Annotated in this window: 27 protein-coding genes; 12 read left to right on the forward strand and 15 right to left on the reverse strand. The window is 68.0% G+C overall.

The genetic code is table 11. The features are described 5' to 3' along the window. Positions 1–6 precede the first annotated feature (6 nt). On the forward strand, positions 7–1,431 hold the full coding sequence (locus AAHH99_RS03215) for a chloride channel protein (RefSeq protein ID WP_418767364.1): 1,425 nt from the start codon (positions 7–9) through the stop codon (positions 1,429–1,431). Here the strand turns inward: AAHH99_RS03215 and AAHH99_RS03220 are convergent. The 3 genes from AAHH99_RS03220 to AAHH99_RS03230 form a co-directional block, all read right to left on the reverse strand. Further along, positions 1,424–1,987: a Dps family protein gene (locus AAHH99_RS03220; protein ID WP_064418170.1), complete on the reverse strand. Its 564-nt coding sequence runs from the start codon at positions 1,985–1,987 to the stop codon at positions 1,424–1,426. The genes AAHH99_RS03215 and AAHH99_RS03220 overlap by 8 nt on opposite strands. An 81-nt stretch (positions 1,988–2,068) precedes the next feature. Next, a complete protein-coding gene (locus AAHH99_RS03225; RefSeq protein WP_418767365.1) occupies positions 2,069–2,980 on the reverse strand; it encodes a DNA-3-methyladenine glycosylase family protein in 912 nt (303 codons plus the stop codon). A 27-nt stretch (positions 2,981–3,007) separates the two neighbouring features. Beyond that, entirely contained in the window at positions 3,008–3,388 is a 381-nt protein-coding gene (locus tag AAHH99_RS03230) for a DUF427 domain-containing protein (protein ID WP_067080193.1), read from the reverse strand. Here AAHH99_RS03230 and AAHH99_RS03235 point away from each other — a divergent pair. Together AAHH99_RS03235 and AAHH99_RS03240 are read left to right on the forward strand one after the other, a co-directional pair. After that, positions 3,387–4,886 (forward strand): HNH endonuclease signature motif containing protein, encoded by a 1,500-nt coding sequence (locus tag AAHH99_RS03235; RefSeq protein WP_231983289.1) that lies wholly within the window; start codon positions 3,387–3,389, stop codon positions 4,884–4,886. The two genes, AAHH99_RS03230 and AAHH99_RS03235, sit on opposite strands and share 2 nt — an antisense overlap. 124 nt (positions 4,887–5,010) lie before the next feature. After that, positions 5,011–5,667 carry an enoyl-CoA hydratase-related protein gene (locus AAHH99_RS03240; RefSeq protein WP_067080196.1) on the forward strand — a complete coding sequence of 219 codons (657 nt, stop codon included), beginning with the start codon at positions 5,011–5,013 and terminating at the stop codon, positions 5,665–5,667. A gap of 75 nt (positions 5,668–5,742) precedes the next feature. Here AAHH99_RS03240 and AAHH99_RS03245 read toward each other — a convergent pair whose 3' ends face one another. The 4 genes from AAHH99_RS03245 to AAHH99_RS03260 are packed head-to-tail and all read right to left on the reverse strand — an operon-like array spanning position 5,743 to position 8,522. Then, positions 5,743–6,561: a class I SAM-dependent methyltransferase gene (locus AAHH99_RS03245; RefSeq protein WP_067080199.1), complete on the reverse strand. Its 819-nt coding sequence runs from the start codon at positions 6,559–6,561 to the stop codon at positions 5,743–5,745. Positions 6,562–6,574: 13 nt separating this feature from the next. Then, positions 6,575–7,579 (reverse strand): NAD-dependent epimerase/dehydratase family protein, encoded by a 1,005-nt coding sequence (locus AAHH99_RS03250; protein ID WP_067080202.1) that lies wholly within the window; start codon positions 7,577–7,579, stop codon positions 6,575–6,577. After that, positions 7,576–8,085 carry a nuclear transport factor 2 family protein gene (locus AAHH99_RS03255; RefSeq protein WP_067080205.1) on the reverse strand — a complete coding sequence of 170 codons (510 nt, stop codon included), beginning with the start codon at positions 8,083–8,085 and terminating at the stop codon, positions 7,576–7,578. Before AAHH99_RS03255 ends, AAHH99_RS03250 begins: the two co-directional genes overlap by 4 nt. Positions 8,086–8,123: 38 nt before the next feature. Further along, complete coding sequence (locus AAHH99_RS03260; RefSeq protein ID WP_067080208.1) at positions 8,124–8,522, reverse strand: hypothetical protein; 399 nt, start codon at positions 8,520–8,522, stop codon at positions 8,124–8,126. A gap of 59 nt (positions 8,523–8,581) precedes the next feature. Between AAHH99_RS03260 and msrB the strand changes: the two genes are divergently transcribed. Together msrB and msrA are read left to right on the forward strand one after the other, a co-directional pair. Then, positions 8,582–9,043, forward strand: a complete 462-nt coding sequence (gene msrB / locus AAHH99_RS03265; RefSeq protein WP_067080211.1) for a peptide-methionine (R)-S-oxide reductase MsrB — start codon at positions 8,582–8,584, stop codon at positions 9,041–9,043. Next, the gene (gene msrA, locus AAHH99_RS03270) at positions 9,040–9,555 is read left to right on the forward strand and encodes a peptide-methionine (S)-S-oxide reductase MsrA (RefSeq protein WP_067080214.1); all 516 of its coding nucleotides are present in this window, start codon (positions 9,040–9,042) and stop codon (positions 9,553–9,555) included. The genes msrB and msrA overlap by 4 nt, the downstream gene beginning before the upstream one ends. Positions 9,556–9,573: 18 nt before the next feature. Here msrA and AAHH99_RS03275 read toward each other — a convergent pair whose 3' ends face one another. Both AAHH99_RS03275 and AAHH99_RS03280 read right to left on the reverse strand, forming a co-directional pair. Then, positions 9,574–10,905, reverse strand: coding sequence for a cytochrome P450 (locus tag AAHH99_RS03275; protein ID WP_067080430.1), 1,332 nt, complete (start codon positions 10,903–10,905; stop codon positions 9,574–9,576). A gap of 8 nt (positions 10,906–10,913) precedes the next feature. Then, entirely contained in the window at positions 10,914–12,281 is a 1,368-nt protein-coding gene (locus tag AAHH99_RS03280) for a cytochrome P450 (RefSeq protein WP_418767366.1), read from the reverse strand. 99 nt (positions 12,282–12,380) lie between these two features. On the opposite strand from AAHH99_RS03280, the gene AAHH99_RS03285 reads away from it, so the two are divergent. After that, positions 12,381–12,986 carry a TetR/AcrR family transcriptional regulator gene (locus tag AAHH99_RS03285; RefSeq protein WP_418767367.1) on the forward strand — a complete coding sequence of 202 codons (606 nt, stop codon included), beginning with the start codon at positions 12,381–12,383 and terminating at the stop codon, positions 12,984–12,986. 3 nt (positions 12,987–12,989) lie between these two features. On the opposite strand, the gene AAHH99_RS03290 is transcribed toward AAHH99_RS03285, so the two are convergent. Beyond that, complete coding sequence (locus tag AAHH99_RS03290) at positions 12,990–13,559, reverse strand: TetR family transcriptional regulator (RefSeq protein WP_418767368.1); 570 nt, start codon at positions 13,557–13,559, stop codon at positions 12,990–12,992. A gap of 66 nt (positions 13,560–13,625) precedes the next feature. On the opposite strand from AAHH99_RS03290, the gene AAHH99_RS03295 reads away from it, so the two are divergent. Then, positions 13,626–14,276, forward strand: a complete 651-nt coding sequence (locus tag AAHH99_RS03295; protein ID WP_418767369.1) for a class I SAM-dependent methyltransferase — start codon at positions 13,626–13,628, stop codon at positions 14,274–14,276. On the opposite strand, the gene AAHH99_RS03300 is transcribed toward AAHH99_RS03295, so the two are convergent. From AAHH99_RS03300 to AAHH99_RS03310, 3 genes are read right to left on the reverse strand one after another with little or no spacing between them, the layout of a single operon-like run. Then, on the reverse strand, positions 14,273–15,352 hold the full coding sequence (locus tag AAHH99_RS03300) for a prenyltransferase (protein ID WP_418767370.1): 1,080 nt from the start codon (positions 15,350–15,352) through the stop codon (positions 14,273–14,275). The genes AAHH99_RS03295 and AAHH99_RS03300 overlap by 4 nt on opposite strands. Then, positions 15,339–16,070 carry a class I SAM-dependent methyltransferase gene (locus AAHH99_RS03305; protein WP_067080230.1) on the reverse strand — a complete coding sequence of 244 codons (732 nt, stop codon included), beginning with the start codon at positions 16,068–16,070 and terminating at the stop codon, positions 15,339–15,341. The genes AAHH99_RS03300 and AAHH99_RS03305 overlap by 14 nt, the downstream gene beginning before the upstream one ends. Continuing rightward, positions 16,064–17,299 (reverse strand): glycosyltransferase family 4 protein, encoded by a 1,236-nt coding sequence (locus tag AAHH99_RS03310; protein WP_418767585.1) that lies wholly within the window; start codon positions 17,297–17,299, stop codon positions 16,064–16,066. The genes AAHH99_RS03305 and AAHH99_RS03310 overlap by 7 nt, the downstream gene beginning before the upstream one ends. Positions 17,300–17,521: 222 nt before the next feature. Between AAHH99_RS03310 and AAHH99_RS03315 the strand changes: the two genes are divergently transcribed. From AAHH99_RS03315 to AAHH99_RS03335, 5 genes are all read left to right on the forward strand, one after another. Beyond that, positions 17,522–17,923: a DUF3224 domain-containing protein gene (locus AAHH99_RS03315; protein WP_418767371.1), complete on the forward strand. Its 402-nt coding sequence runs from the start codon at positions 17,522–17,524 to the stop codon at positions 17,921–17,923. A 248-nt stretch (positions 17,924–18,171) separates the two neighbouring features. Further along, positions 18,172–19,503: a type VII secretion-associated serine protease mycosin gene (mycP, locus tag AAHH99_RS03320; protein WP_418767586.1), complete on the forward strand. Its 1,332-nt coding sequence runs from the start codon at positions 18,172–18,174 to the stop codon at positions 19,501–19,503. Continuing rightward, positions 19,500–20,897, forward strand: coding sequence for a type VII secretion protein EccE (eccE, locus tag AAHH99_RS03325; protein ID WP_418767372.1), 1,398 nt, complete (start codon positions 19,500–19,502; stop codon positions 20,895–20,897). Before mycP ends, eccE begins: the two co-directional genes overlap by 4 nt. A gap of 26 nt (positions 20,898–20,923) precedes the next feature. Beyond that, complete coding sequence (locus tag AAHH99_RS03330; protein ID WP_418767373.1) at positions 20,924–22,459, forward strand: PPE domain-containing protein; 1,536 nt, start codon at positions 20,924–20,926, stop codon at positions 22,457–22,459. Beyond that, complete coding sequence (locus AAHH99_RS03335) at positions 22,456–22,785, forward strand: YbaB/EbfC family nucleoid-associated protein (RefSeq protein WP_120279458.1); 330 nt, start codon at positions 22,456–22,458, stop codon at positions 22,783–22,785. Before AAHH99_RS03330 ends, AAHH99_RS03335 begins: the two co-directional genes overlap by 4 nt. Here the strand turns inward: AAHH99_RS03335 and AAHH99_RS03340 are convergent. Together AAHH99_RS03340 and AAHH99_RS03345 are read right to left on the reverse strand one after the other, a co-directional pair. Next, entirely contained in the window at positions 22,782–23,276 is a 495-nt protein-coding gene (locus AAHH99_RS03340) for a TIGR04338 family metallohydrolase (RefSeq protein ID WP_418767374.1), read from the reverse strand. The genes AAHH99_RS03335 and AAHH99_RS03340 overlap by 4 nt on opposite strands. Beyond that, positions 23,273–24,049 carry a DUF2786 domain-containing protein gene (locus AAHH99_RS03345; protein ID WP_418767375.1) on the reverse strand — a complete coding sequence of 259 codons (777 nt, stop codon included), beginning with the start codon at positions 24,047–24,049 and terminating at the stop codon, positions 23,273–23,275. The genes AAHH99_RS03340 and AAHH99_RS03345 overlap by 4 nt, the downstream gene beginning before the upstream one ends. Positions 24,050–24,080: the final 31 nt, after the last annotated feature.

Consider the following 24,080-nt stretch of genomic DNA (forward strand, 5'->3'; position numbering starts at 1 on the left):
GAGACCATGGCCGAGACCCGTGAAACCGGCGGCGGCCTCGGGGGATTCGTTCGACGCTCCGGCTACATCCGAAAGTGGCTAATTCTCGGGATCGCGATCGGCGTCATCGCCGGCCTCGGCGCGGTGGTGTTCTATCTGGCGCTCGACTATGCAGGCGACTTCCTGCTCGGTGACCTGGCCGGCTACCGGATCCCCAAACCGGTCGGCGACGGCGGCGATCCCGGCTCGGCGGGCTTCGACCGGCCGTGGGCCATCCCGCTGGTGGTCTGCGGCGGCGCGCTCGTATCGGCGTGGCTGGTCGCGAAGTTCGCACCGGAGGCCGAAGGACACGGCACCGACAGCGCGATCGAAGCCGTGCACACCGACCCCCGCGCCATCCGGGGACGAGCCATCGTGATCAAGACCATCGCCAGCGCCCTGACCATCGGGTCGGGCGGTTCCGGCGGTCGCGAAGGCCCCGCCGCCCAGATCTCCGCAGGCTTCGGATCCATGCTGACCCGTTGGCTGAACCTGTCCGACGAGGACGGCCGGATCGCGGTGTCGCTGGGCATCGGGTCTGGTATCGGAGCGATCTTCGGCGCCCCGCTCGGCGGCGCGGTGCTGGCGGCCTCGATCGTGTACCGCCGGGACTTCGACTACCGGGCGTTGATACCGGGATTCATCACCTCGGCGACCGCCTACTCGGTACTCGGTTCGATCCTCGGCTTCGACCCGCTGTTCGGATTCGTCGCCGCCGACTACCGCTTCGACAGCCCGCTCGATCTGGGCTGGTTCGTCGTGCTCGGCATCGTCGCGGCCGGCGTCGGCTACCTCTACGCGCGCATCTTCTACGGAACCGTCGCACTGACCGCTCGGATGCCGGGCCACAAGGTGCTCAAACCCGCGGTCGGCGGGCTCGCGGTGGGACTGCTGGGCCTGGCGATCCCGCAGGTTCTGGCCAGCGGATACGGATGGGCGCAGAAGGCCACGGCCACCGACACCCTGATGGCGATACCGCTGTGGATCGTGCTGCTCCTACCGCTCGCCAAGATCTTGGCGACGTCGTTGTCGATCGGCACCGGCGGTTCGGGCGGCATCTTCGGGCCCGGTGTCGTGGTAGGCGCGTTCGTCGGCGCCGCGCTGTGGCGACTCGGCGATCTGGTCGACGCCCCCGGGATCCCCGACAGCCCCGCCACGTTCGTCGTCGTCGGCATGATGGCGTGCTTCGGCAGCGTCGCGCACGCGCCGCTTGCCGTGATGATCATGGTGGCGGAGATGACCGGCTCGTTCTCGGTGATCCCGTGCGCGATGGTCGCCGTCGGTATCGCCTACATGTTGATGTCGCGCACCGACGTCTCGATCTACCGCGCGCAGCGCCTCGACCGGGAAGCCGCCGACGCCGCGCGTGGCGACGACGGACGCCGGCCACCTCCACCCGAAGCGACTACTTAACCGGCGCCTTCTTCTTGGCCTGGCTGGCGGCGTCCTTCTCCGTCGACGCGCCCTTGTTGGCCAACTGGCCGCCCGAGTTCTCCAGGTGCGCACGCACGAACCACTGGAACTTCTCCAACTCGGCGGCGTGGCCGATCAGCATGTCCTCGGTGACCGGATCGGAATCCTCGGCGTCCTCGATGTTCTTTCGGGTGTCCTCGATGACACCGTCGTAGACCAGATCGAGTGCGGCCAGGTGCGCCTGCACGGTGTCGCGGTCCAGCGAGTAGTCATCCCAGGAGCGGTCGCCGATGATCGCGCCCGGCGTGCCCTTCGGCGAGTAGCCCAGCGTCGCAATGCGCTCGGCGACCTCGTCGGCGTAGCCGCGCACCAACTCGACCTGCGGGTCGATCATCTCGTGAACTCCGATGAAGTTCGGGCCCACCACATTCCAGTGAATGTGCTTGAGTGTCAGGTGCAGATCGTTGTACCGGCTCAGCTGCTTCTGTAACAGTTCGGCCATCTTGGCCGCGTCTTTGTCGGTCATACCCGGAACGGTGTACTGAGACTTAGGCATGGAAAAGCTCCTTTGCACGCATACGGTGTCGAGGCTTCGACTACCCGCTGCGTCGGCGGGATAATCACCACGTCACAGACGTCACATCTCGATCAGATTCGGGATCGCCATGCGCGGGCCGAACCGCGGAAGCACCGCAAGACCGCTCACTTCCAACAAGCGCACAGCGCGGTGACGGTGCGGGCGAAGCGGTTCGAGCAACTCGACCATCGCGGGATCGTCGATCGGATGGCCCAGCAAGCTCCACCCGACCATCTTCGCCAGGTGGTAGTCGCCGACCGAGAGCGCATCCGCGTCACCGAACGCGCGTTGACTCGTCTCGGCCGCGGTCCACTCACCGACCCCCGGAAGCGACGCCATCGCGGCACGCGCCCTGGCCGGTGACCGGGCGCCCAGCCGTTCCAGGGAGTCGGCGCGCTGAGCACATACGACGACGGTGCGAGCGCGGCGCGGATCGACGTTGGCGCGGTGGAACTCCCACGACGGGATGCGGCGCCAGATGTCACCGGGCGGCGGCACCCGCATGTGCGCGGGCGCCGGACCGGGTGCGGGGGCGCCGAACTTAGTGACCAGCAGCCGCCACGCGCGGCGCGCGTCCTTGCCGTAGACCCGCTGTTCGAGCACCGCCGGAATCAGCGCTTCGAGCACGCGGTCGGTGCGGCCCAGCCGGAGATGCCGCACGCGTCGATGCGCCGCGGCGATTGTCGGTTCCGTGGGCGCGAAGCCGACACTGTCGTCGTAAGCGCCGAGTTGGGCGGGCAGAGTCTCGGCGAATTCCCTGGCACCCTCGCCCCATGCTTCGCAGTCGACGGTGTCGGGTGCCGATTTGGTGAGGCGCGCGGTGACCGGGCCGCTGCGCATCAGGCTGGTGCGCCAGATCGCGCCGTCGGGGTCGTCGAAGTAGCAGGGGTCCTTCCGGCCACGCCGCAGCGGCGCCAGGGTCAACGCGGGGCTGACCGGGCCGTCGAAGACGACGCTGACCGAGGTGTGCACCGGCCAAGGTTATGCCGGGTCGACGGTTTATGCCTGAACGACGGTGACCTCCGCCTTGTCCGGGTAGAACGCCACGTGACCGGCGATGGGGGCGACGGCCGGGTAGGGCTTCTGGTAGGTCCAGATGGCGTCCTCGACGACGGTGCCGTTGTCGGTCACCAGGTCGTAGTAGCTGGCGTCGCCCTTGAACGGGCAGTACGTCTGGGTGTCGCTGGGCCTGAGTTTGTCTTGGACGACGTCGTTGTGCGGGATGTACTGCACCGCCGGATAGGTCGACTCCTGAAGCGTCAACGCACGTTCTGTGTCGGCGACGATCTCGCCGTTCACCCGGACGGTGACGTGTCTGCCGGTCGGCTCGACGGTGATCGGATGCTCCGCGGTGGGCTCGAGTACGGGTCGATCGCTCATGACATGGCCAACGCCCAAGGTGGCGGTCGGCATTCCGGACGTGTCGGTGGACGATGGCATAGTCGAACACATGTTCGGATCGGACTTCGCAGAGGCCGACGACGCCGCTGTGGTCGCCGCCATCGCCGAGGGTGCACGTGCGGAGGCACAAGCCGCCGCACGCCGGCTCGCGGCCATTGCAGAGTTGGTCCGGCGCAAGGTGTGCGATGACGACGAGCGGCAGCGGTCCGCGTTCGATCCGTGGGATGCCGTCGCCGCCGAGGTGGCTGCGGCGATGACGGTCGGTCATCGCCGCGCTTCGGGGCAGATGCGCATCGCGCAGGCGCTGCGCGAGCGGCTGCCTCAGGTGGCCGCGTTGTTCGAGCAGGGCGGTATCAGTGCGCGGATCGTCTCGACGATCACATGGCGCACCACGCTGATCGAGGATCCTGAGGCGTTGGCACTCATCGACACCGCACTCGCCCAACGGGCGTCTCGATTGAGTCCGCTGTCGGAGCGACGACTCGACGATGCGGTCGACGCGCTCGTCCACCGGTTCGACCCGCTCGCGGTGCGGAAATCAAAAGCTACGGCCCGCACCCGGGACTTCCACTTCGGTGACGAAGACGACCCGGCCGGCACCACTTCGGTGTGGGGCCGGTTGTTGGCCACGGATGCGGCCGCCCTCAAACGGCGCGTCGCCGAGATGATGAAGGGGCTGTGCGACGACGATCCGCGCAGTATCGGCGAGCGGCGCGCCGACGCTGTCGGCGCCTTAGCGGCCGGCCATAACCAATTGGCTTGTGCGTGCGGATCGCCGACATGCGCCGCTGCCGGTGTGCATGCGTCGAATGTCCTCATACACGTGATCGCCGACCAAGCCGCGCTCGACAATGCCACTCGCGCAACCGAAGGCGAGGCCGCTCCCACAACCGAGAAGCGTGGCACTGCAGTACTGCTGGGCCAAGGGGCTTTGCCCACGTTCCTACTGCCCTGGCTGATCAGCCGCGGGGCGAAGGTGCGCCCGATCAAGATGCCGAGGTCGGAAGCCGAGTCGCGGTATCAGCCGTCAGCGGCGCTGGCCGAATTCGTGCGCATGCGTGATATGTACTGTCGCGCACCGGGATGCGATGTGCCTGCCGACCTCTGCGACATCGATCACACGACCCCGTGGCCCCTGGGGCCCACGCATCCGTCGAACCTCAAATGCCTGTGCCGTAAGAACCACATGATGAAGACATTCTGCGGCGGCCCTGACGGCTGGCGCGACGTCCAGCTTCCGGATGGAACTGTCATCTGGACCGCACCGAGCGGCCACACCTATACCACCCACCCCGGTAGCAAGCTGTTCTTCGAATGGGACACGACCACCGCCAACTTGCCACCGCCACCGGATATTCCACCGCCCACACCTGATCGCGCAGCGAAGATGCCGAAGCGAAGACGCACTCGCGCAGCCGAATTCGCCGCACGGATCAGAGCTGAGCGGGCGCGTAATGCCGACCCGGCACCGTTCTAAGAGCCGACGCCGGCTGGTGCGGTCGGTCGCCGAACCACGCCGCTACCGCGATGATGTGCCACGACGGGTAGGCCTTATTCGGGTAGTACGCCGTCTGTTCCTAAGTAGGTGGTGTAATCGGCTGATGGCAGAACTTGAACGGCACGGCGCGGTGTACGTGTTGACCCTCGGCGAGGACGAGAACCGCTTCCACCCCGACCGGCTGACCGCGATGAACTCGGCACTCGACGAGGTGGAGGCCGCCGACGGGCCGAGGGCCGTCGTCACCACGGGCAGCGGCAAGTTCTACTCCAACGGGCTCGACCTCGACTTCATGGCCGCGAATCCCGATGCGGCCGAGGCCAATCTGGCCGACGTGCACGCGCTGTTGGTACGCGTGCTGGCGTTCCCGGCGCCGATCATCGCCGCGGTGCAAGGGCACGCGTTCGCCGCCGGTGCGATGCTGGCGCTGGCCCACGACCAGATCGTCATGCGCGCCGATCGCGGCTTCTTCTGCCTGCCGGAGGTCGACCTCGGCATCCCGTTCACCGCTGGGATGAACGCCCTCATCCGGTCCCGCCTTCCGATCGCGACCGCGCACGACGCGATGACCACGGCGCGACGCTACGGCGGCGAGGACGCCCGCGCGGCGGGGATCGCCGCGGCCACCGCCGGGGAGGGTGAAGTCCTCGACACCGCGGTCACGCGCGCCGGTGCGCTGGCCGCCAAAGCCGGCACGGTGTTCGGTGCCATCAAGGCGCGCCTGTACGCGGAAGTGATCGCCGAACTCAAGGTCCGGTAGCTAGCCTCCCGAAACTGAGCTTCTGCACGAACCACCGCTCATTTGCATGCATATCTTCAGCTTCGAGTGCAACGGTCAGAACGCCCAGCGATGATACTGCGCGATGTACCGCAGCGACGGCAGCACAGCCATCGCACGCCCCATCGCCCGGTAATACCAGGCGACGTCACGAAATGTCGGCGAATCGAACGGTGACACCCACGCCAGCAACCGCACACCGGGCACCGCCTCGGCAATGTCGTCCGGACCGTCAATCCCCCACTGCAGCGTCGCCCCCGAGCGCCGCACCACCGCGTTCAGGACCTGCGACCGGATGCCGAGCCGGCTGAACGCGTCGAATTGCAGTTCACCGGAGGGAAACCCGTCGACCACCCGCCGCAGCAGCGCCGCACCGTCGGATTCCGTCAGATACATGGTGAGGCCCTCGGCGATCATCAAAGTCGGCCGATCCGAGGGGATTCCGGACAGCCAAGATGCATCTGCGACCGAGGCGCCGATCACCCGGTAACGGTCGCGGTGCGGATAGAGCTGCGTGCGCAGACTCGCGACCTCCGGATAGTCGATGTCGAACCAGTCGACCCCGGGCCCGGTGTCCACTCGAAACGCCCGCGCGTCCAGCCCGCAGCCCAGATGCAACACGACCGCCCGCGGGTGCGCGGCCAGGAACTGGCGCGTCCACCTGTCGAAGTGCGCGCTGCGGGTGGTCACCGATGCCGAATTGGCCGGCGTGATCGTTGTTTTCGACCAGTCGTAGTCGATGCGCTCGACGATGTCCTTGGCAAACCGGTCACCCAGGATCGCGTTGGGCAAGTCGGCGTCGAGCGCCTTGGCGTAGAACGTCGCAAGCATGGTCTGCGGCGCACCGGACAAATCGACGGGGAGCTTGTCGGGCATCTCTACTCGCGGGCTAACCGGCCTTGCTCGTACGCCGCGCGTCCCGCAGCCCCGCCCAGAACCTGGCGGCCGCCTGGATCGACTCCTCGACAGGCCTTGGACTCCAACGCAATTCGTGTCGCGCCTTGCTGCAATCCACCGGCGCTTCCGCGCGCATCAGCCGGAGCGAGCCGAGCGAGAACTTCTCGTCCTTGCCCGTCACCCGCGCCTTGGCGGTGCCCAGGGCGGCCATCGCGTAGGAGACCGGCAGCGGGAGCGACTTCGTCGGCACAGGCATCCCCGCGGCTTCGGCCGCGATGCGCACCACCTCCGCATTGCTGATCATCTTCTCCGAGATCAGGTACCGCTCGCCGACTCGGCCGTGCTCGGCGGCGAGGAGCATGGCGCGCGCGGCGTCGTCGACACCGACGGCCTCCAACTCGATACCGCGCATCACGAACGGCAGCTTGCCGAACGCCGCCCCGGCGATGATCGCGCCGTGCGGGGTGCGGCCCCAGTCGCCGCCGCCGTAGGTGGTCGACACGCACATCGCGACTGCGGGCACGCCGTGCTCGCGCGCATATTGCAGCACCAGCGTCTCGGCCTGCACCCGCGACCGCACATACGGCGTCAAACCCTTGTCGACGATCACGTCGTCCTCGGTCGCCACGTGCCCGCGCCTGCGGCCGACCGTCACATAGCTGCTGGTGTAGACGAACCGCCGCAAACGCATGTCCTTGGCGACCTCGAGCACGTTTCGGGTGCCCTCGACGTTCGTATAGAACAGCGGCGTGGGGTCCTTGAGCCAGCCGCGCGTGTCCACGACGCAGTAGTACACGTCGTCGACTCCGGTCATGGCCGCGCGCAGCGTGTCGTTGTACCAGATGTCGCCGAGGAAACGCTGTACCGGCAGATCGTCGATGCTCTTGGTGTTCGCGTTCGGGCGGACCATGACGCGGACGTCGTGGCCTGCGGCCACCAGTTGCCGGGTGACATGCGATCCGAGGAAACCGTTGGCTCCGATGACCAGCTTGCTCACTTGGCTCCTCCGTACTGCTTCATCCACTCCTCGGCCTCGGGCGGCAAGGTGCCGAGTTCGGCGGCCTTGCGGCACCATTTGACCGTCGCCTTGACGAACCGCAGCGGGTTGTAGATGTCTTCTTGCCGACGCCACAGTCCGTCGCCGGCGTAGGTGAGGATCGAGACGTTGGTGGCGCTGATGGCTGTGCCGTCGCCGGGGTCGCGCATCGGGTTGTCCAGCTCGCAGATGATGCGGCCGGTCGCCTCGTCGATCACGGTCCACCGCGACGGGAACGACGTCATGTAGCTACCGGGAAACGACTCCATCGTCTTCCAAATCCAGGGGCGCACCTGTTCGCGGCCGCGCATGGTGCCCGCCGCGTGCTCGACGTAGACGACGTCTTCGGTGTACTGGTCGACCCAGGGATCCCAGTCGCGGGTCTGTGCGGCGCGGTCGACTGTCGCCTCGAACTGTTGGAACGCCGCGGCCAATTCGTCGCGGCTGAAGGTGCTGCTGCCCGTCACACCAGAACTAGAACACGTTCTACCGAGCTTGTCGAGGGTCAGAACGCGGTCAGCACCTGGCGGCTGCCCAGCGGATTCTGCAGCGGGACCTCGAGGATCCCCGACACCGCGATCATGATGCACGGCCGGCCCGCGGCTTCGGGAAGCGCGCCGCCGAAGAGTTCGACGGTGACGGTCTCGGGTGTCTCCAGCACGGACGCGTGCACGCCGTAACACTGCGGGGTGCCGGTGGTGAAGTGCACGCCGACGGCGCGGTCGCCCGCGACGCGGTTGTAGGACTCGGCGCGCATCGGCTGCGGGTCGACGATCGCGGGATTGTCGATGAACAGCAGGCCCGGATGGCCGGGCCGCTCGGACAGTACGGCCGTCTCGGCCGCTGCCGCCGGGGCCGCCCACACGGCCAGCACAGCGGCCATCACGGCGAGGAATGTGCGCATCACACAACCGTAATCGCCGACTGGAACATGGCGGTCGATTCGGTGGTTATACAGGCACTATGGCAAAGCAATACAACAAGAATCCGGCCGCAGTGAACGCGTTGTCGCCGGAGCAGTACCAGGTCACACAGAAAAACGGCACGGAGCGGCCCTTCACCGGCGAGTACTGGGACAACCACGAGCCGGGCATCTACGTCGACGTGGTCTCGGGCGAGCCGTTGTTCGCCTCTGTCGACAAGTTCGACAGCGGGACCGGGTGGCCCAGCTTCACCCGTCCGATCGAAGCGACCAACGTCGTCGAGAAGCGCGACTTCTCGCACCTGATGGTCCGCACCGAGGTGCGCTCGGCGCACGGCGACAGCCACCTCGGCCATGTCTTCACCGACGGCCCCCGCGCAGAGGGTGGGTTGCGCTACTGCATCAACTCCGCTTCGCTGAGATTCATCCACCTCGACGACCTCGAGGCCGAGGGGTATGGCGATTACAAGAAGCTGTTCGTGAATGAGGAGGCGCAAGCATGAGCGACCACAAGAGAGCCATCCTGGCGGGCGGTTGCTTCTGGGGCATGCAGGATCTGATCCGTAGGCAACCGGGCGTGGTGTCGACGCGTGTCGGCTACACCGGCGGCGAGAACGCCAATCCCACGTACCGCAATCACCCCGGCCACGCCGAGGCGATTGAGATCGTCTACGACCCGGCGCGGACCGACTACCGCGCATTGCTGGAGTTCTTCTTCCAGATCCACGATCCGACCACGAAGAACCGTCAGGGCAACGACATCGGCACAAGCTACCGGTCGGCGATCTTCTACCTCGACGACGAGCAGAAGCGCGTCGCGCTGGACACCATCGCCGATGTGGATGCGTCAGGACTGTGGCCCGGCAAGGTCGTCACCGAGGTGACCCCGGCCGCCGACTTCTGGGAGGCCGAGCCCGAGCACCAGGATTACTTGGAGCGCTACCCGAGCGGTTACACCTGCCACTTCCCGCGCCCGGGCTGGAAGCTGCCCAAGCGCGAAACGGCCAACCAGTAGGAACACCGACGCGCTCGGTTACCGGCGGTGGCGCACCACGACGCGGCCGCCGTCCTTCGGGGTGAACGCGATCCCGCGGAAGTGCACCTTCTCGTCGGGTGCAGTGTCGGTCTCGATCACGAAGTGGCGCAGGATCGTTCGCAGTACGACGTCCATCTCGACGTTGGCGAACGCGGCGCCGATGCATCGGCGGGTCCCGCCACCGAACGGCACCCACGCCGTCGGCGGGCGCTTGCCCATGAACCGGTCGGGATCGAAGCGTTCGGGGTCGGGGAACACGTCCGGGTTGGCGTGCATGTTCGCCAGCGCCACCATCACGGTGTAGCCGTGGGGAATCCGCCACTTGCCGGCGTCGAAATGCGGTGCCAGCACGTGGCGTCCGGAGAAGTCGATGACGGTCCGGTTGCGCTGCAACTCGTTGATGAAGGCCTGGCGGTACTCGTTGCCGCCGGCGTCGTTCTCCTCGACCAGCTTGGCCAGCACCGCGGGATGGCGGCGCAACCGTTCGAACGCCCAGCCGAGCGTCGACGCCGTCGTCTCGTGGCCGGCGCCGAGAAGGGTGAGCAGCTCGTCGGAGATGTCCTGGTGCGACATCGGGGTGCCGTCCTCATAGGTGCTGCCCAGTAGCAGCGCCAGGATGTCCGTGCGCTCCTCGCGAGCGGGGTCGGCCTCGGCTTTGTCGATCAACGCGAAAACGGTCCGGTCGAAGTTGCGGCGGAACGTCTCCAGGCGGCCCCACGGGCTGTATCGACCGGTCTTGAAAGATGGCTCGGGCAATGTCGCCATGCGCGAACCGAGCTTGGCCCACGGCGGGATGATCTCGCGCAGATAGTCCAGTTCGGCCCCGTCAGCCCCGAACACGGTGCGCAGGATGACATTCAGCGTGATCCGGTTCATCGGTTCGAGCGTCGCGAACTCGACGCCCTCGGGCCAGGTCGCGGTCTCGCGGAGCGTCTCCTCCTCGATGATCTTCTCGTAGTTCTTGATGCTCTGGCCGTGGAACGGCGGCGCGAGCAGCTTGCGGCGCTTGCGGTGCTCGACGCCGTCGAGCGCGAAAACCGAACCGGGGCCGAAAATTCGGCTGAGGTTCGGCTGGACGTTGATCAGGTCGTCGGTGCTCGCGAGATACACGGTGCGGATCAGCGCTGGATCGGCGATCACCACGCTGCGGCCGAAAAATGGCACGTTGATCGCGAACACCGGGCCGTATCGCTGAAGCGCCTTGCCCAGGAACCAGCGGCGAAATCCCGCCATCAGCACCATCTGGACGGGTTTGGGCAGCGGTACCGCCGGCGGCAACTTGCCGGGTGTGACCGGGGCTTGCTGGTCGGCGGCGGTAGCGTTCGTCATCGGTTCCTTCACTCCTCCTGCGCGAGCGGTGTGTTGCGGCGGTGCACCACGATGCGGCCGCCGTCCTTCGGGGTGTAAGCCACGCCGCGCGAGTGCGTCTTCTCCGCGGGCGCCGCGGTGGTGTCGATCACGAAGTGGCGCAATACAGTCCGCAGCACCACGTCCATCTCGACGTTGGCGAACACGGCGCCGACACAGCGGCGGGTCCCCCCGCCGAACGGGATGAAGGCGAACGTCGGCGGTCGCTCGTCGACGAAGCGCTGCGGGTCGAAGCGCTCGGGATCGGGAAACTCAGCGGCCCTGTCGTGCATCAGCGAGATGCTCGCTAGCATCGTATAGCCCTGCGGGACAACCCATTCGCCTAGCTCAAAGGTCGACGCGTAGACGTGCCTGCCCGCGAAGTCGATCACCGTGCGCGACCGCTGCACCTCCCCAAGGACGGCCTGGCGGTAGTCGTTGCCGTCGGTCTCCGCCTCGGTCACCAGCTTGGCAAGGACGTCGGGATGGCGGGTGATCCGCTCGAACGCCCAGGCCAGGGTCGAGGCCGTGGTCTCGTGTCCGGCCGCAAGGAGGGTCAGCAGTTCGTCGCCGATGTCCTTGCGGGACATGGCGCTACCGTCCTCATAGGTGCTGGCGAGCAACAGCGCAAGAACGTCGGTCCGCTCCTCGAATCCGGGGTCGGCCGTGACCCGGTCGATCAGCTTGTCGATGACCTCGTCGTATTGCCTGCGGTACTCGGCCAGCCGCCCCCACGGACTGAACCTTCCGTATGTGCGTGACGGTGCGGGCAACGACGCCAGGCGCGAACCGAGCGTCACCCATGGCGGGATGATGCGCCGCAGGTCGTCCAACTGCGCGCCGTCGGCGCCGAACACCGCACGCAGGATCGCGTTGAGGGTGATCCGCATCATCGGTTCCAGGGTCGGAAATGCCTGACCCTCGGGCCAGTTCGCCGATTCGCGCAGGGTCTCCTCTTCGAAGATCGCCTCGTAGTTCTTGACGCTCCTGCCGTGGAACGGCGGTGTCAGCAGCCGGCGCCGCCGCCGGTGTTCGGACCCGTCGAGCGCGAACACCGAACCGGGGCCCAGCACGCGCGACAGGTTGGGTTGGATGTTGCCGACGTCGTCGGTATTGGCCATGAACATCTGTTTGGCCAGCTGCGGGTCGCCGACGACGATTGTGCGTCCGAAGACCGGGACGTTCATGGTGAAGACCGGGCCGTGGAGGCGGGCGAACTGGGCGACGGTCCAGCGCCGCGAAACCGCGAACGCGAGACCCAGCAGCGGCTTGGGAATCCGCGCCTTCGGTGGCAGGTTGACCGCGGCAGGCGACGCCGCTGCAGGTGTGGGCTTCTCGACGACCAAAGCTTCGCTCATGACGCTCCCAGCCAGTTCCCCGGTACTACGATGTACCGTAGGTTCGTGTAGTACGGTACCGCTTGGTACCAGCAGACGCAAGGCTGTCGAGGAGGCGGTATGACCACTGCGCTGGACAACGGCGTGCATACCGCGGCCGACGGCGCGTTCCGCGACCGCCTGCTCGACGGTATGGCCGCCTCGATCACCGAACGCGGCTATCGCGACACCACCGTGGCCGACATCGTTCGGCAGGCGAGAACCTCGAAGCGTACGTTCTACGAACAGTTCGCGAGCAAAGAGGAATGCCTGATCGAGCTGCTGCGGCGCAACAACGAGACGATGATCGCCGGCGTGCGCGCAGCGGCGGATCCCGATGCCGATTGGCGGGCCCAGATCCGCTCAGCGGTGACCGCCTACGTCGACCACATCGCGGCGCGACCGGCCATCACGCTGGCGTGGATCCGTGAGGCGCCCGCACTGGGCGCCGTCGCACATCCGCTGCATCGCGAGGCCATGGAGCATTTCACCGACATGCTGGTCGACATCAGCAGCACGCCGGGATTCGAACGCGCTTCGCTGGCTCCGCTGTCGCGTCCCCTGGCGCTCATCATCCTTGGCGGCCTGCGCGAGCTGACCGCGCTCTTCGTCGAGGACGGCCACGATCTGGGCGGCATCGTCGAGCCGGCGATCACCGCTTCGGTGGCGATCCTCGGCTCGCGCTGAGGATCAGTTCAGGATCAGCCGCGCCGATTTCTCCAGTCGCTCCGCGATTTCGGCGTACGACGCGTATCCCATGCCGGCGCGCACCAGCGCGCCGGAGTACAGCATCTCCAGCGTGTCGATGACGTCGGGATCCGTGTCGGCGCCCAACGCCACGGCCAGCCGGTCGCGGATCGCGCGGCCGATGCGCAGCCGCAGCACCTCGACGTCGGGGTCGCGACCAAGCAGCGCCGTCGTCACCGCACCGGCGAACGCGGGCTCGTCGGCGACCAGCAAGGCGATGTGGCGCAGCACCTCGATGACCCGGGCAGCGGGGTCCTCGGACTCGTGCGCCGCCGGTGGCGATGCCGCGAGCCTGCGCCAGAACACCTCGGCGACAAGGTGTTCCTTGGAGGAGAAGTAGGTGTAGGCGGTGGCCGCCCCGACGCCGGCATCGGCGGCCACTCGGCGCACCGTGAGACCGGCGAAGCCATCGCGGTTGAGCAGTTCGACCGCGGCGCGACCGAGGCGGTCGACAGTGTCGGCTTGTTTGGCGGTCAGACGGCGCCGAGTCGACTCCATGGCCGTGTCGGACACATGTCCGGACGCTACTACAATACCCCTGCACCAGCAACGATCCGCTGCGACTAGATTGAGTCACCGATGCGCACCACAGACGAACTCTTCGCCCTTGCCGAGCAGGTCATCGGATTCATGCCCCACGACGAGGGCCGGGCCCTGTTCGACGCTGCTGTGAAGTACCTCGGCGACGGCATCGGCGTCGAGATCGGCACATACTGCGGCAAGTCCACCGTGCTGCTCGGCGCCGCCGCACAGCAGACCGGCGGCGTGATCTACACCGTCGACCACCACCACGGCTCAGAAGAACACCAGCCGGGGTGGGAGTACCACGACGAGTCGATGGTCGATCCCGTCACCGGCCTGTTCGACACGTTGCCGACGGCGCGGCACACGCTCGACGCCGCCGGCCTCGACGACCACGTCGTCGCGATCGTCGGCCGGTCACCGGTGGTGGCGCGGGGATGGCGAACTTCGTTGCGCTTTCTGTTCATCGACGGCGGCCACACCGAGGAAGCCGCACAGCGCGACTTCGACGGCTGGGCCAAATGGGTGGAGGTGGGCGCGGCGCTCGTCATCCATGACGTGTTCCCCAACCCCGACGAGGGCGGGCAGGCGCCGTTCCACATCTACCAACGGGCGTTGAACACCAACCATTTTCGCGAGGTTTCGGCAACCGGATCCATGCGCGTGCTCGAGCGCACGGACGGCGTCGTCGGCGAGCCGCTGGACTAGCGGTCGCTGGTCGCACACTCGCAGTCGTACTCGCCTTCGAGGCCGCGCGGAAGGTCCGCGCTCCGGAAGATGCCGCTGGCGGCCGACGTCGACGACAGCGCGTCGGCGGCCAGAATCATCGCCGCGCCGGTCCACGTGGTGCGTTCCTCCGGCCAGCGCTTGCCGTCGGCGAACACCAGACCCGTCCAGTAGGAGCCGTCGTCCTCACGTAGATGGTGCATCGCGGCGAACTGCTCCCTGGCGCGCACCGCGTCACCCATCGCGTCCAAAGCCAGTACCAGTTCACAGGTTTCGGCCCCGGTCACCCACGGCCGGTCGTCTACGCAGCGGATACCCAGGCCGGGAACCACGAAGTCGTGCCACCGCTCGTCGATCCGCATCCGCGCAGCGGGACCGCGCACCGCGCCGGTCAGCACCGGGTAGTACCACTCCATCGACCAGCGGTCCTTCACCGTGAACGCCTCGGGATGGTGGGCGATCGCGTGGCCGAGCCTGCCGACCGCGACCTCCCATTCCGGCTGCGGGTCGTCGAAGTAGTCCGCGAGCGCCAGCGCACACCGGATGCTGTGGTAGATGCTTGCGCACCCCGTCAGCAGGGCTTCGGGTTCGATGGCCGAAGGACTTCTCGCCCAGGCGATCTCACCGCCACTGAGCTGCATGCCGAGCACGAAGTCGATCGCCTTGGTGACCACCGGCCACATCGTCTCCGCGAAACGGCGGTCGCCGGTGACCAGCACGTGGTGCCACACGCCGGTGGCGATGTAGGCGCAGAAGTTGCTGTCGCTGTTGGCGTCCTCGATGACGCCGTTGCGCAACTGGATGGGCCACGATCCGTCGCGGCGCTGGTGCGTGCGCGACCATTCGAACGCCGCGCGTGCCGGCTCCAGCAACCCGGCGACCGTCAGTGCCATCGCGTTCTCGATGTGATCCCACGGATCAGTGTGGCCTCCGTCGAACCACGGCAGCGCACCCGAGGATTCCTGGGTAGCGGCAATCGATTTCGCGGTCTGACGGCACTGTTCGGGTGTCAGCACCCCGGGAACGCCCGGGACGCCGTCGAGTTTAGGCGTCAGCACCTGCACCCACCGGTTTCGTGAAGTACAACGCGACGCTCTTGCCGATCAGCGGGTTGAGCAGCGACTCGGCCGTCTTGGTCAGCCACGGGCGGCTCATCATGTCCCACACCAACATCCGGTGGTACGCCTTCACCGCGACGTGATCCGAATTCTCGGTTCCCACCGCGCATTTGAGCCACCAGTACGGGGAGTGCAAGGCGTGCGCATGATGGGTGTGCTCGAGTCGAAGGCCATGGGCGAGCACTTTGTCGCGCAGCCGGTCGGCGTGATAGATCCGCACGTGCCCGCCCTCGTTGGCGTGGTACTCGTCGGACAGCACCCAGCAGAGCTTCTCGGGGAGCCACCGCGGCACCGTGACGGCGAGCGTTCCGCCGGGCTTGAGCACCCGGACCAGCTCGGCGATCGCCTTTTCGTCCTGGGGCACGTGTTCGAGAATTTCCGAAGCGATCACGCAATCGAAAGTGCCGTCGGCATAAGGCAGATCGAGCGCGTCACCCTTGACCGCCTCGGCCTTGGCCGTCGGCGGCGCCTCACCCTGCTCGCGCATGGCTGTCAGGATCTCGTCGACGTCGTTGAGATCGGCGGCGCTCTGGTCGAACGCGACGACGTCCGCTCCGCGCCGGAAGGCCTCGAAGCTGTGCCGGCCCGCGCCGCAACCCACGTCGATCACCTTCGTGCCCTCGCCGACGCCGAGCCGGTCGAAGTCGACCGTCAGCATGCGCCGACCCGTTCGCGCGCCATCTCGTAGACCGCAACCGTCTGCGCGGCAACCGATTGCCAGCTGAACACCTCTACCGCGCGCTTGCGTCCGTTCGCGCCGAGGCGGGCCAGCTCACGCGGTGAGTCGAGCAGTTCGCCGAGCACCGCCGTCAATTCGTCGACGTCGGCGGGCTTGACCAGCCGGGCGCAAACGCCGTCGGCGCCCACCACCTCGGGCAGCGCACCGGCGCGGCTGGCCACGATGGGCGTGCCGCTGGCCATGGCCTCCACCGCCGGCAACGAGAACCCTTCGTAAAGCGATGGGATGCAAGCGACTTCGGCCGAGGCCAGCAGGTCGGCCAGCTCGCTGTCGGACAACCCGCTGGAGCTGTGCACGATGTCGGAGATGCCGAGCTCGGCGATCAGCTTTTCGGTCGGACCGTTCGGTTCCAGCTTGGCGACGAGCTGCAGTTCGAGATCGCGTTCGACGCGCAGGCGGGCCACTGCGTGCAGCAGGTGCCTGACGCCTTTGAGGGGAACATCGGCGCTGGCGATCGCGATGATGCGGTTGCGTACCCGTCGCTCGGCGGGCTTGAACATCGCCGTGTCCACGCCCAGCGGCACGACGTGCAACTGGCTGGGCGCGACGCCGAAGTCCTCGGCGATGTCAGCCGCCGACGTCGACGACACGGTCAGCAGTTCGGGGATCTCGCATGCCACCTGCTTCTGCATTTCGGCGAAGCCGTACCACCGTCGCACCAGCGGTTTGCGCCACCACTTGGCGGCGGCGACGTCGACCACCTTGTCGCGGGTGATCGGGTGATGCACGGTGGCGACCACCGGAAGGCCGAGCCCGGCGATCTTGCGCAGCCCGGTGCCCAGGCACTGGTTGTCATGCACGACGTCGAACTCGTGGCGACGTTCGGCCAGCACCCGCGCGGCGCGCAGGCTGAAGGTGCGGGGTTCGGGGAAGCCCGCCGTCCACGTGGTCAGCAGCTCGAGCAGGTCGATCGACGTCTTGATCTCGTTGGGCCACGGGATCCGGAACGGATCGGGTTCCCGGTAGAGGTCCAGGCTGGGCACCTCGGTCAGCCGAACGCGGGGATCGAGTTCCTCCGGATAGGGCTGGCCCGAGAACACCTCGACCTCGTGGCCCAGGTCCGCGAGGCCGCGGGACAGGTAGCGGACATAGACGCCCTGCCCACCACAGTGGGTCTTGCTCCGGTACGACAGAAGTGCGATGCGCATGTTCAACTCAAGACGATGCGCAGAAGCGGCTGAATCCAGGGCCGGTGAGCTGGACAAATCGTGTCACGCAACAACTCCGAACCTTCTGGACATGTGTCCAGACTATAGTTTGACGTGCTAGCGGACGCAACGCGGCCGTGATGCCTTGACTATCACAGTGACCGGGGGTGCTGCCCGTCGGCCTCTCGGTTCCGCGCTCCGGTGACCGGGTATCCGCCGGTCATGAGCAGACACATCGAGGCGACCTTCCAGATCGCCAGCTGGGATGAGACGCCGTTCGAGGACGGCGACGAGGCCACCAAGCTCACCGAGGCCCTGGTCTCGAAACGCTACGAGGGCGACATCCAGGGCACGTCGACGACCAAGTGGCTGTTGGCCTACGGACCGGACAACAGCGCGTTGTTCGTCGGCATCGAGCACGTCACCGGCACCATCGCGGGCGCGACCGGCGGCTTGGTATTGCTGCACGACGGCGCCTACCGAGACGGCGTGGCCAGTGGAGAGGTGCGGATCGCATCGGGCACCGGCGGGCTGGCCGAGGCGGCCGGCAACGGGAAGTTCCGCGCCGACCCCGCGGGGGCACTTACCCTCGACGTCGACGGTCTGGACATCGCGGTCACCTAGGTCGCAGGCGCTGCGGTAACCGACGGGGCAGCCCCTGGTGGCGGGCGTATGCCACCAGATAGTGGAATGACTCCCCCGAGCGGCCCCTTAAGATTGGCTGCGTGCAATCGGCCCATCGGCGTGACGTGAGCGTTTGCCCTGCGCAGCGGGCAGATTTGAGTTTGCTGCCGGTGTCGTGGCACCCCGCCGACCAGTCCGGCCGCCGGGGAGGTGCGTAGCGCGTGCGGCGCTTCTTCGAACGCGTCGGCGTGCTGACGGCTGCGCTGTTGCTGACATTGATCGCCGCCCCTCCGGCGACGGCGATCGAGCCACCGACGATCGATCCCGCGGCCGTGCCCCCGGACGAGACCGGGCCGGATCAGCCGATGGAGCAGCGCCGGGTCTGCTCGGCGCCGACGGTGTTTCCGAACGCGAACTTCGCCGACCGGCCGTGGGCGAACGACTACCTGCGGTTGTCCGAGGCGCAGAAGTTCGCAACGGGCGCGGGCGTGACGGTCGCAGTGATCGACACCGGTGTCGTCGGCTCACCGCGGGTGCCCGCCGAACCGGGTGGAGACTTCGTCGACCAGGCCGGAAACGGCATGTCGGACTGCGATGCGCACGGCACGTTGACCGCGTCGATCATCGCGGGGCGGCCCGCGCCGAACGACGGCTTCGTCGGCGTCGCGCCCGACGCCCGCATCCTGTCGCTGCGACAGACCTCCGAGGCGTTCCAGACGGTGGGTACGCGCCAGGACCCCAACGACCCGAACGCCACCCAGACCGCCGGATCGCTGCGCAGCCTCGCGCGGGCGGTGGTGCACGCAGCCAATCTCGGCGCGCAGGTCATCAACATCAGCGAGGCGGCCTGCTACAAGGTCACCCGCCCGATCAACGAGACCAGCCTGGGCGCCGCGATCAACTACGCGGTCAACGTCAAGGGCGCGGTCATCGTCGTCGCCGCGGGCAACACCGGCCAGGATTGCGCGCAGAACCCGCCCGCCGATCCCGCGGTTCCGACCGATCCGCGCGGCTGGAAACAGGTACAGACGATCGTCAGCCCGGCGTGGTACTCACCGCTCGTGCTGACGGTCGGCGGAATCGCGCCGAACGGACAACCGAGCACGTTCTCGATGTCGGGCCCGTGGCTCGGCGCCGCGGCGCCTGCCGAGAACCTCGTCGCGCTCGGCTACGACGGCAATCCGGTCAACGCGTTGCAGGGCCAGGACGGCCCGATTCCGATCAGCGGCACGTCGTTCGCCGCGGCCTATGTCTCCGGGCTGGCTGCGCTGCTCAAGCAGCGCTTCCCCGCGCTCACGCCGGCCCAGATCATGAACCGGATCACCGCGACGGCGCGTCACCCGGGTGGTGGCGTCGACAACTATGTGGGCGCCGGGGCCGTCGACCCCGTCGCCGCGTTGACGTGGGATGTGCCCCCGGGTCCGGAGCAGGTGCAGTACCGGGTCAAGGAGCTTCCGCCGCCGGTGTTCACCCCACCGCCGGATCGCGGGCCGATCACCGCGGTGGTCGTCGTCGGAGCCGGGCTGGCGGCCGCGCTCGGGCTCGGCGCGCTGGCCCGTCGCGCATTGAGGCGCCGATGAACAGAATTGTCGGCATGTTCGGCCTGCGCTTCACGACGGGCCACGCGATCTGGGCGGCGGCGCTGATCCCCGCGACGGTCCTGGTGTTCGCCGAGCTGAACCTGTTGTGGCTCGGGATCACGCTCGCCGTGCTGATCGGGCTGGGCTCGGTGGTGACGATTCGTGGGCTGCGGATCACCGGTTGGGTGGCGGCTGTGTTCGCGTGGCGGCGCAGGCACCGCGACATTCCGCAGCGTCCGTCCGAACCCGCGGTGGGCGCGACCGTGATGCCGGGTGATCACGTCGCCGTGCGATGGCAGGACGAGCACCTGACGGCGGCCATCGAACTGGTGCCGCGTCCGTTCACCCCGACGGTGATCGTCAACGGCGCGGCGTTCACTGACGACGTCGTCGACACCCGGTTCGTCGAACAACTCGTGGCCGCGCACTGCCCGGACCTTGAGGCCGACGTGGTGTCGTCGGGGTATCGCGTCGGCGAAACCGCTCCAGCCACGCTGATTTCGCTGTACGAACAGGTTGTCGGCCCGTATCCGGCTCCGGCGAGCCGGCGCACCTGGATCGTGCTGCGCGCCGATCCCGAGTCAACGCGCAAGTCGTCGCAGCGCCGCGAGTCCGGGGTCGCCGGGCTGGCGCGGTACCTGGTGGCCTCGGCCACCCGGATCGCGGATCAGTTGGCCGGCAATGGAATCGATGCCCGCCCCGCGCGCAGTTTCGACGATCTCGATCGGGCCACCGAGATCAGTTTCGAGCGTGAGACGTGGTCGGCGATCAAGGGCCGCAGCACGTTCACCGCGGCCTACACCGCGCCGGGTGGACCGGACGTGTGGTGGTCGGCGCGCGCCGACCATACGATCACCCGGGTCCGCATCCGGCCCGGTGAGGCCCCACGCTCGACGGTGCTGCTGACCACTCTGGCCAATCCCGCGACACCGCGCGGCTTTTCGTGTCTGTTCGGCGGGCAGCGGGCGGCTCTGCACGGCATCAGCCCGGTCGGCGACCGCCACTACGAGCTGCCGATCGGGTCGGCGGGGGTGCTGGTCGGTGAGACCGCCGACCGCTACCCCGTCTACATACCGTTCGACGACGTCGACGTGAGCATCAACCTCGGCGACTCCCGACTGTTCACCCAGTTCATCGTGCGGTCGGCGGCGGCAGGCGCCGTGGTCACTCTGACGCCGCAGTTCAACGAGTTCGCCGGATACGTCAACGCCAGGATCGGAGACGAGGCGAAGGTGGCGTGGCCGCATGCGACGACGTACCTGAGCCCGCACCCGGGCCTCGGCCGGGTGACGTTGCGCAACAACCACATCGAGACGCCCCGTCATCGCCAACTGCCGATAAGGCTGATCAACCCGCGCGAGGAAAGCCGCTACCAGATGGTCCTCGAGGGCTGAGCCGACATGCGGGCGCAGGGGTAACGATGGGCGAGATCCAGCGGGTCGAACCGGCGGAGCTCACCAAGCAGTCCGCAGAGATGCACGGGACGCAGTGGCACAACCCCGTCGCCGAAGCGGTGGTGCCGCCGGATGCGCTGCCGTCCTCGGCGGCCGCGGTCGCCAACCTGAACGCGAACGCGCAGTCGCTGCTGGAGTTTCAGCGGTGGGCCGAGACGGAGAACCAACGCATCGCCGAGATGCTGCAGATCGCCGCCGACGCTTACACCGAGGTCGACGAAACCTGCGGGCGAGCCATCGAGAACCCCAACCGACGGGCAGCGGTCGATGCGATCGCGGTGCCCGCCCCGGCGACGCCGCCGCCCGCGCTTCCCCATCCGGTCGGCACTCCGCAGCCACTCGATGCGGCCGGCTACAGCGACGTGCACGAGACGCAGGCCGACCTGGTCGCCGGGGACAACGGCGCATCGCTGAAAATGGCCATGCTGCAATGGGGTCTGGCCAGTAACCGGGCCAGGGACGCCGCGCCGCGCCCGCCCAGCGGCGATTGGGAGGGACGGGCCGCCGACGCCGCGTACGCCAGGATGGCCGAGTTCAGCGGCTGGCTGGAACAACTCGCCGAGGGGTGGCACGACCTCGCGGAGGCGGCGGCGAAAATCATCGCGGCACATGACGCCGCAAAGGCCGAGCATGCAGGCATCCACACTGAGTACGCGGCGTTGGAGACGCAGTTGCGTGAGCTCGCGGCCCGCGCGACCGTGGGTAACTCCGTCGCGACTTCCAACGAGATGGCGAAGATCCAGGGGCGGATGCAGGAGCTGCAGCAGCGGTCCGACGACGTGCGCCAGGACTATGCGAGCGGGGCAACCTTCTCACCCGTGCGGCCCGCGATGCCGTCCGGCCCGGACGCCGACAGCGCTGCCGTCGTCGGTGACCCCGGCGGCACCGAGTCGCAACCCGGCGGCGGTCGTGCGGGTGTGCCGTCGTACGGCCCGCAGCCGTCCGGGATAGCGGACAGGACCGATGCTGCGGCGCGTTCGGGTGGTGCTCCGGCCGGAGGTCGCGCTCCGGCCGGAGGTGGTGCGCCCACGGGCGGTGGCGCGCCCTCGGGCGGTGCTGCGCCGGCTGGCGGTAGTGCGCCGGCTGGGGCTTCGACGTCAGGCCCGAAGTCGACCGAACCGCACGTGCGCCCCGCCGCTGTCGGCGGTGCCGCGGCAGGCGGTGGCAGGGGCGGTGGTGCCGCAGGCGGCGGTGGCATGCCTGCGACGCCGATGTCGGCGCCGGTCACCGCGGAGACGGTCGCGCCCGCGCCGACCGTGCCCGCCGCGGCGGGTGCCGCACCGGGATCCTCGACGGAGGGGCGCGCGGGTACGACCATGGCCGGGGGTATGGCCCCGATGGCGCACGGTGCGGGCGCCCATCAGGGCAAGGAGAAGCGGCGCGATCCCCGAGTCGCGCCCGACGAGGACCTCTACACCGAGGACCGGCCGTGGACCGAGGCGGTCGTCGGCATTCGCAGGCGCAGGGCAGTCGCCGACGGCGAGAGCCGAGACGACACGTGAGCGACGAGATGCACCCCGACGTCGCCGCCGTGTTGCGGCAGGCGCAGCAGTTGCAGTCGCTGATGGACGACCAGCTGGACCGGATGAACTCTCAAACCTTCACCGGCACCGACGAATCCGAGACCGTGCAGGTGACGCTGGACGGGCACCACCAGCTGACGGGCGTCGTCATCGGGGAGGGCCTGCTGAACCTGGGTGTCGAGGAGGTCCAGAGGCGGCTCAACGAGGCGCTGGACTCCGCGACGGCCGCGGCCACCGCGTCGCTCGAGGCCGACCGGGATCGGATCGACGCCGCCGTCGCCGACATCACCGACGGGAACCACTAGCGCACACCCTCTTTCGCGTACACCACGCGTAACACATGGGCCACCTCCGGCCCCATCACCGTGCCGGCGAGTTCGCAGAAGGTGCCCACGAACTCCGGCCCGTGCGGCGGCGCCGCCTCACACAGGTGGTGTGCGATCTCGTGCAGCACCACCAATTCGCGCAATGCCCAACGGGTCCGGACTTCCGGCACCGCGATGACGGCGCCGTCGTCATCGAGTTCGTAGTGAGCGGCGCTGGCTCCCCGCCTGGGCCGCACGCCGAGCGGAGCCGCCCGTGGCCACCGTCGCCGTACGGCGGGCAGCGCCAGCACCTCGTCGACATACCGCTGCACCGACTCCACCGATGCGAACCGCGCCTCGGGCGGCAGCGTCAACGTCGTCCCGAAGAAGTCGATGACGCGGTTGCCGTGCTCGGCTGCCCGGTCGAACAACGTCCGGACGAACTCCTCGGCGGCGTACACCTTCGCCCGCTGGCTGTCGCGCGGCGTCACGTCTCCCCGGAAGCGCGGCGCCCGTTCCCCGGCAGCGCCGAACGCGCATTCGCGAGTTCCGGGCTGGGCCCGAGCCTGGCCTTGCGGCCCGCGCGGTCACCCGCACGACGGGCGGCCGAGGAGTAGCCGGCCGTCGCGCTGGTCGCCCGCCACGTCCCGCGCGCCTCCGAGGTCTCGCGGTAGAAGTCGCGCAGTTCGAGATCCTTGTCCCGCAACGCAATCGCGGTGCCCGGCTGGCTGTTGCGCCTGTTCGTGGCCTCCCGGCGTGCCTCCTCCCGCGCCTCGACCAGTCGTTGACCGATGCGGGCGCCGAACGCCAACTGGAAGTTGATCCGCGCGGTGATGGTGGGCGTGGGGCGGTGAGCGCCCGACTCGATGTAGGCCTGCGACGCCCTGACCATCTGCATGACCAGGCTCGCGTACAGCGCATGGCTGGCGTCGATGTCCTCGGGAAACCCGTAGGCGTAGACGAATGTCGAATTCGACGCGACATCGCATTTCACGTCGTTGGCGTGTGCGATCACGGTGAACAACTGCACATACGTCCGCAGCCCTCGGGTGCCGGCGTTGCCGATCGTGATCGTGCGCTGCACCGGCATCTGCGCCTTCGTGCGCTGATCGGAATGCGACCGCGCCACGGCCAGATCGATGGAGGTGGCCGTCGCCAAGCGCTGCGCAGCGGCCATGAACGCGTCCGCCTCGTGCGGATTGTCGGTGCCCTCGGCCTGCCGCAGCAGGGCGGCGATACGGGCCAGCATCTTGTCGTCACTCATGCGCGATCCACTTCGTCCTCTCCCACCTCAT

The organism is Mycobacterium neumannii, from assembly GCF_048452905.1.
In the GTDB taxonomy this organism is placed as follows: Bacteria; Actinomycetota; Actinomycetes; order Mycobacteriales; family Mycobacteriaceae; genus Mycobacterium; species Mycobacterium neumannii_B.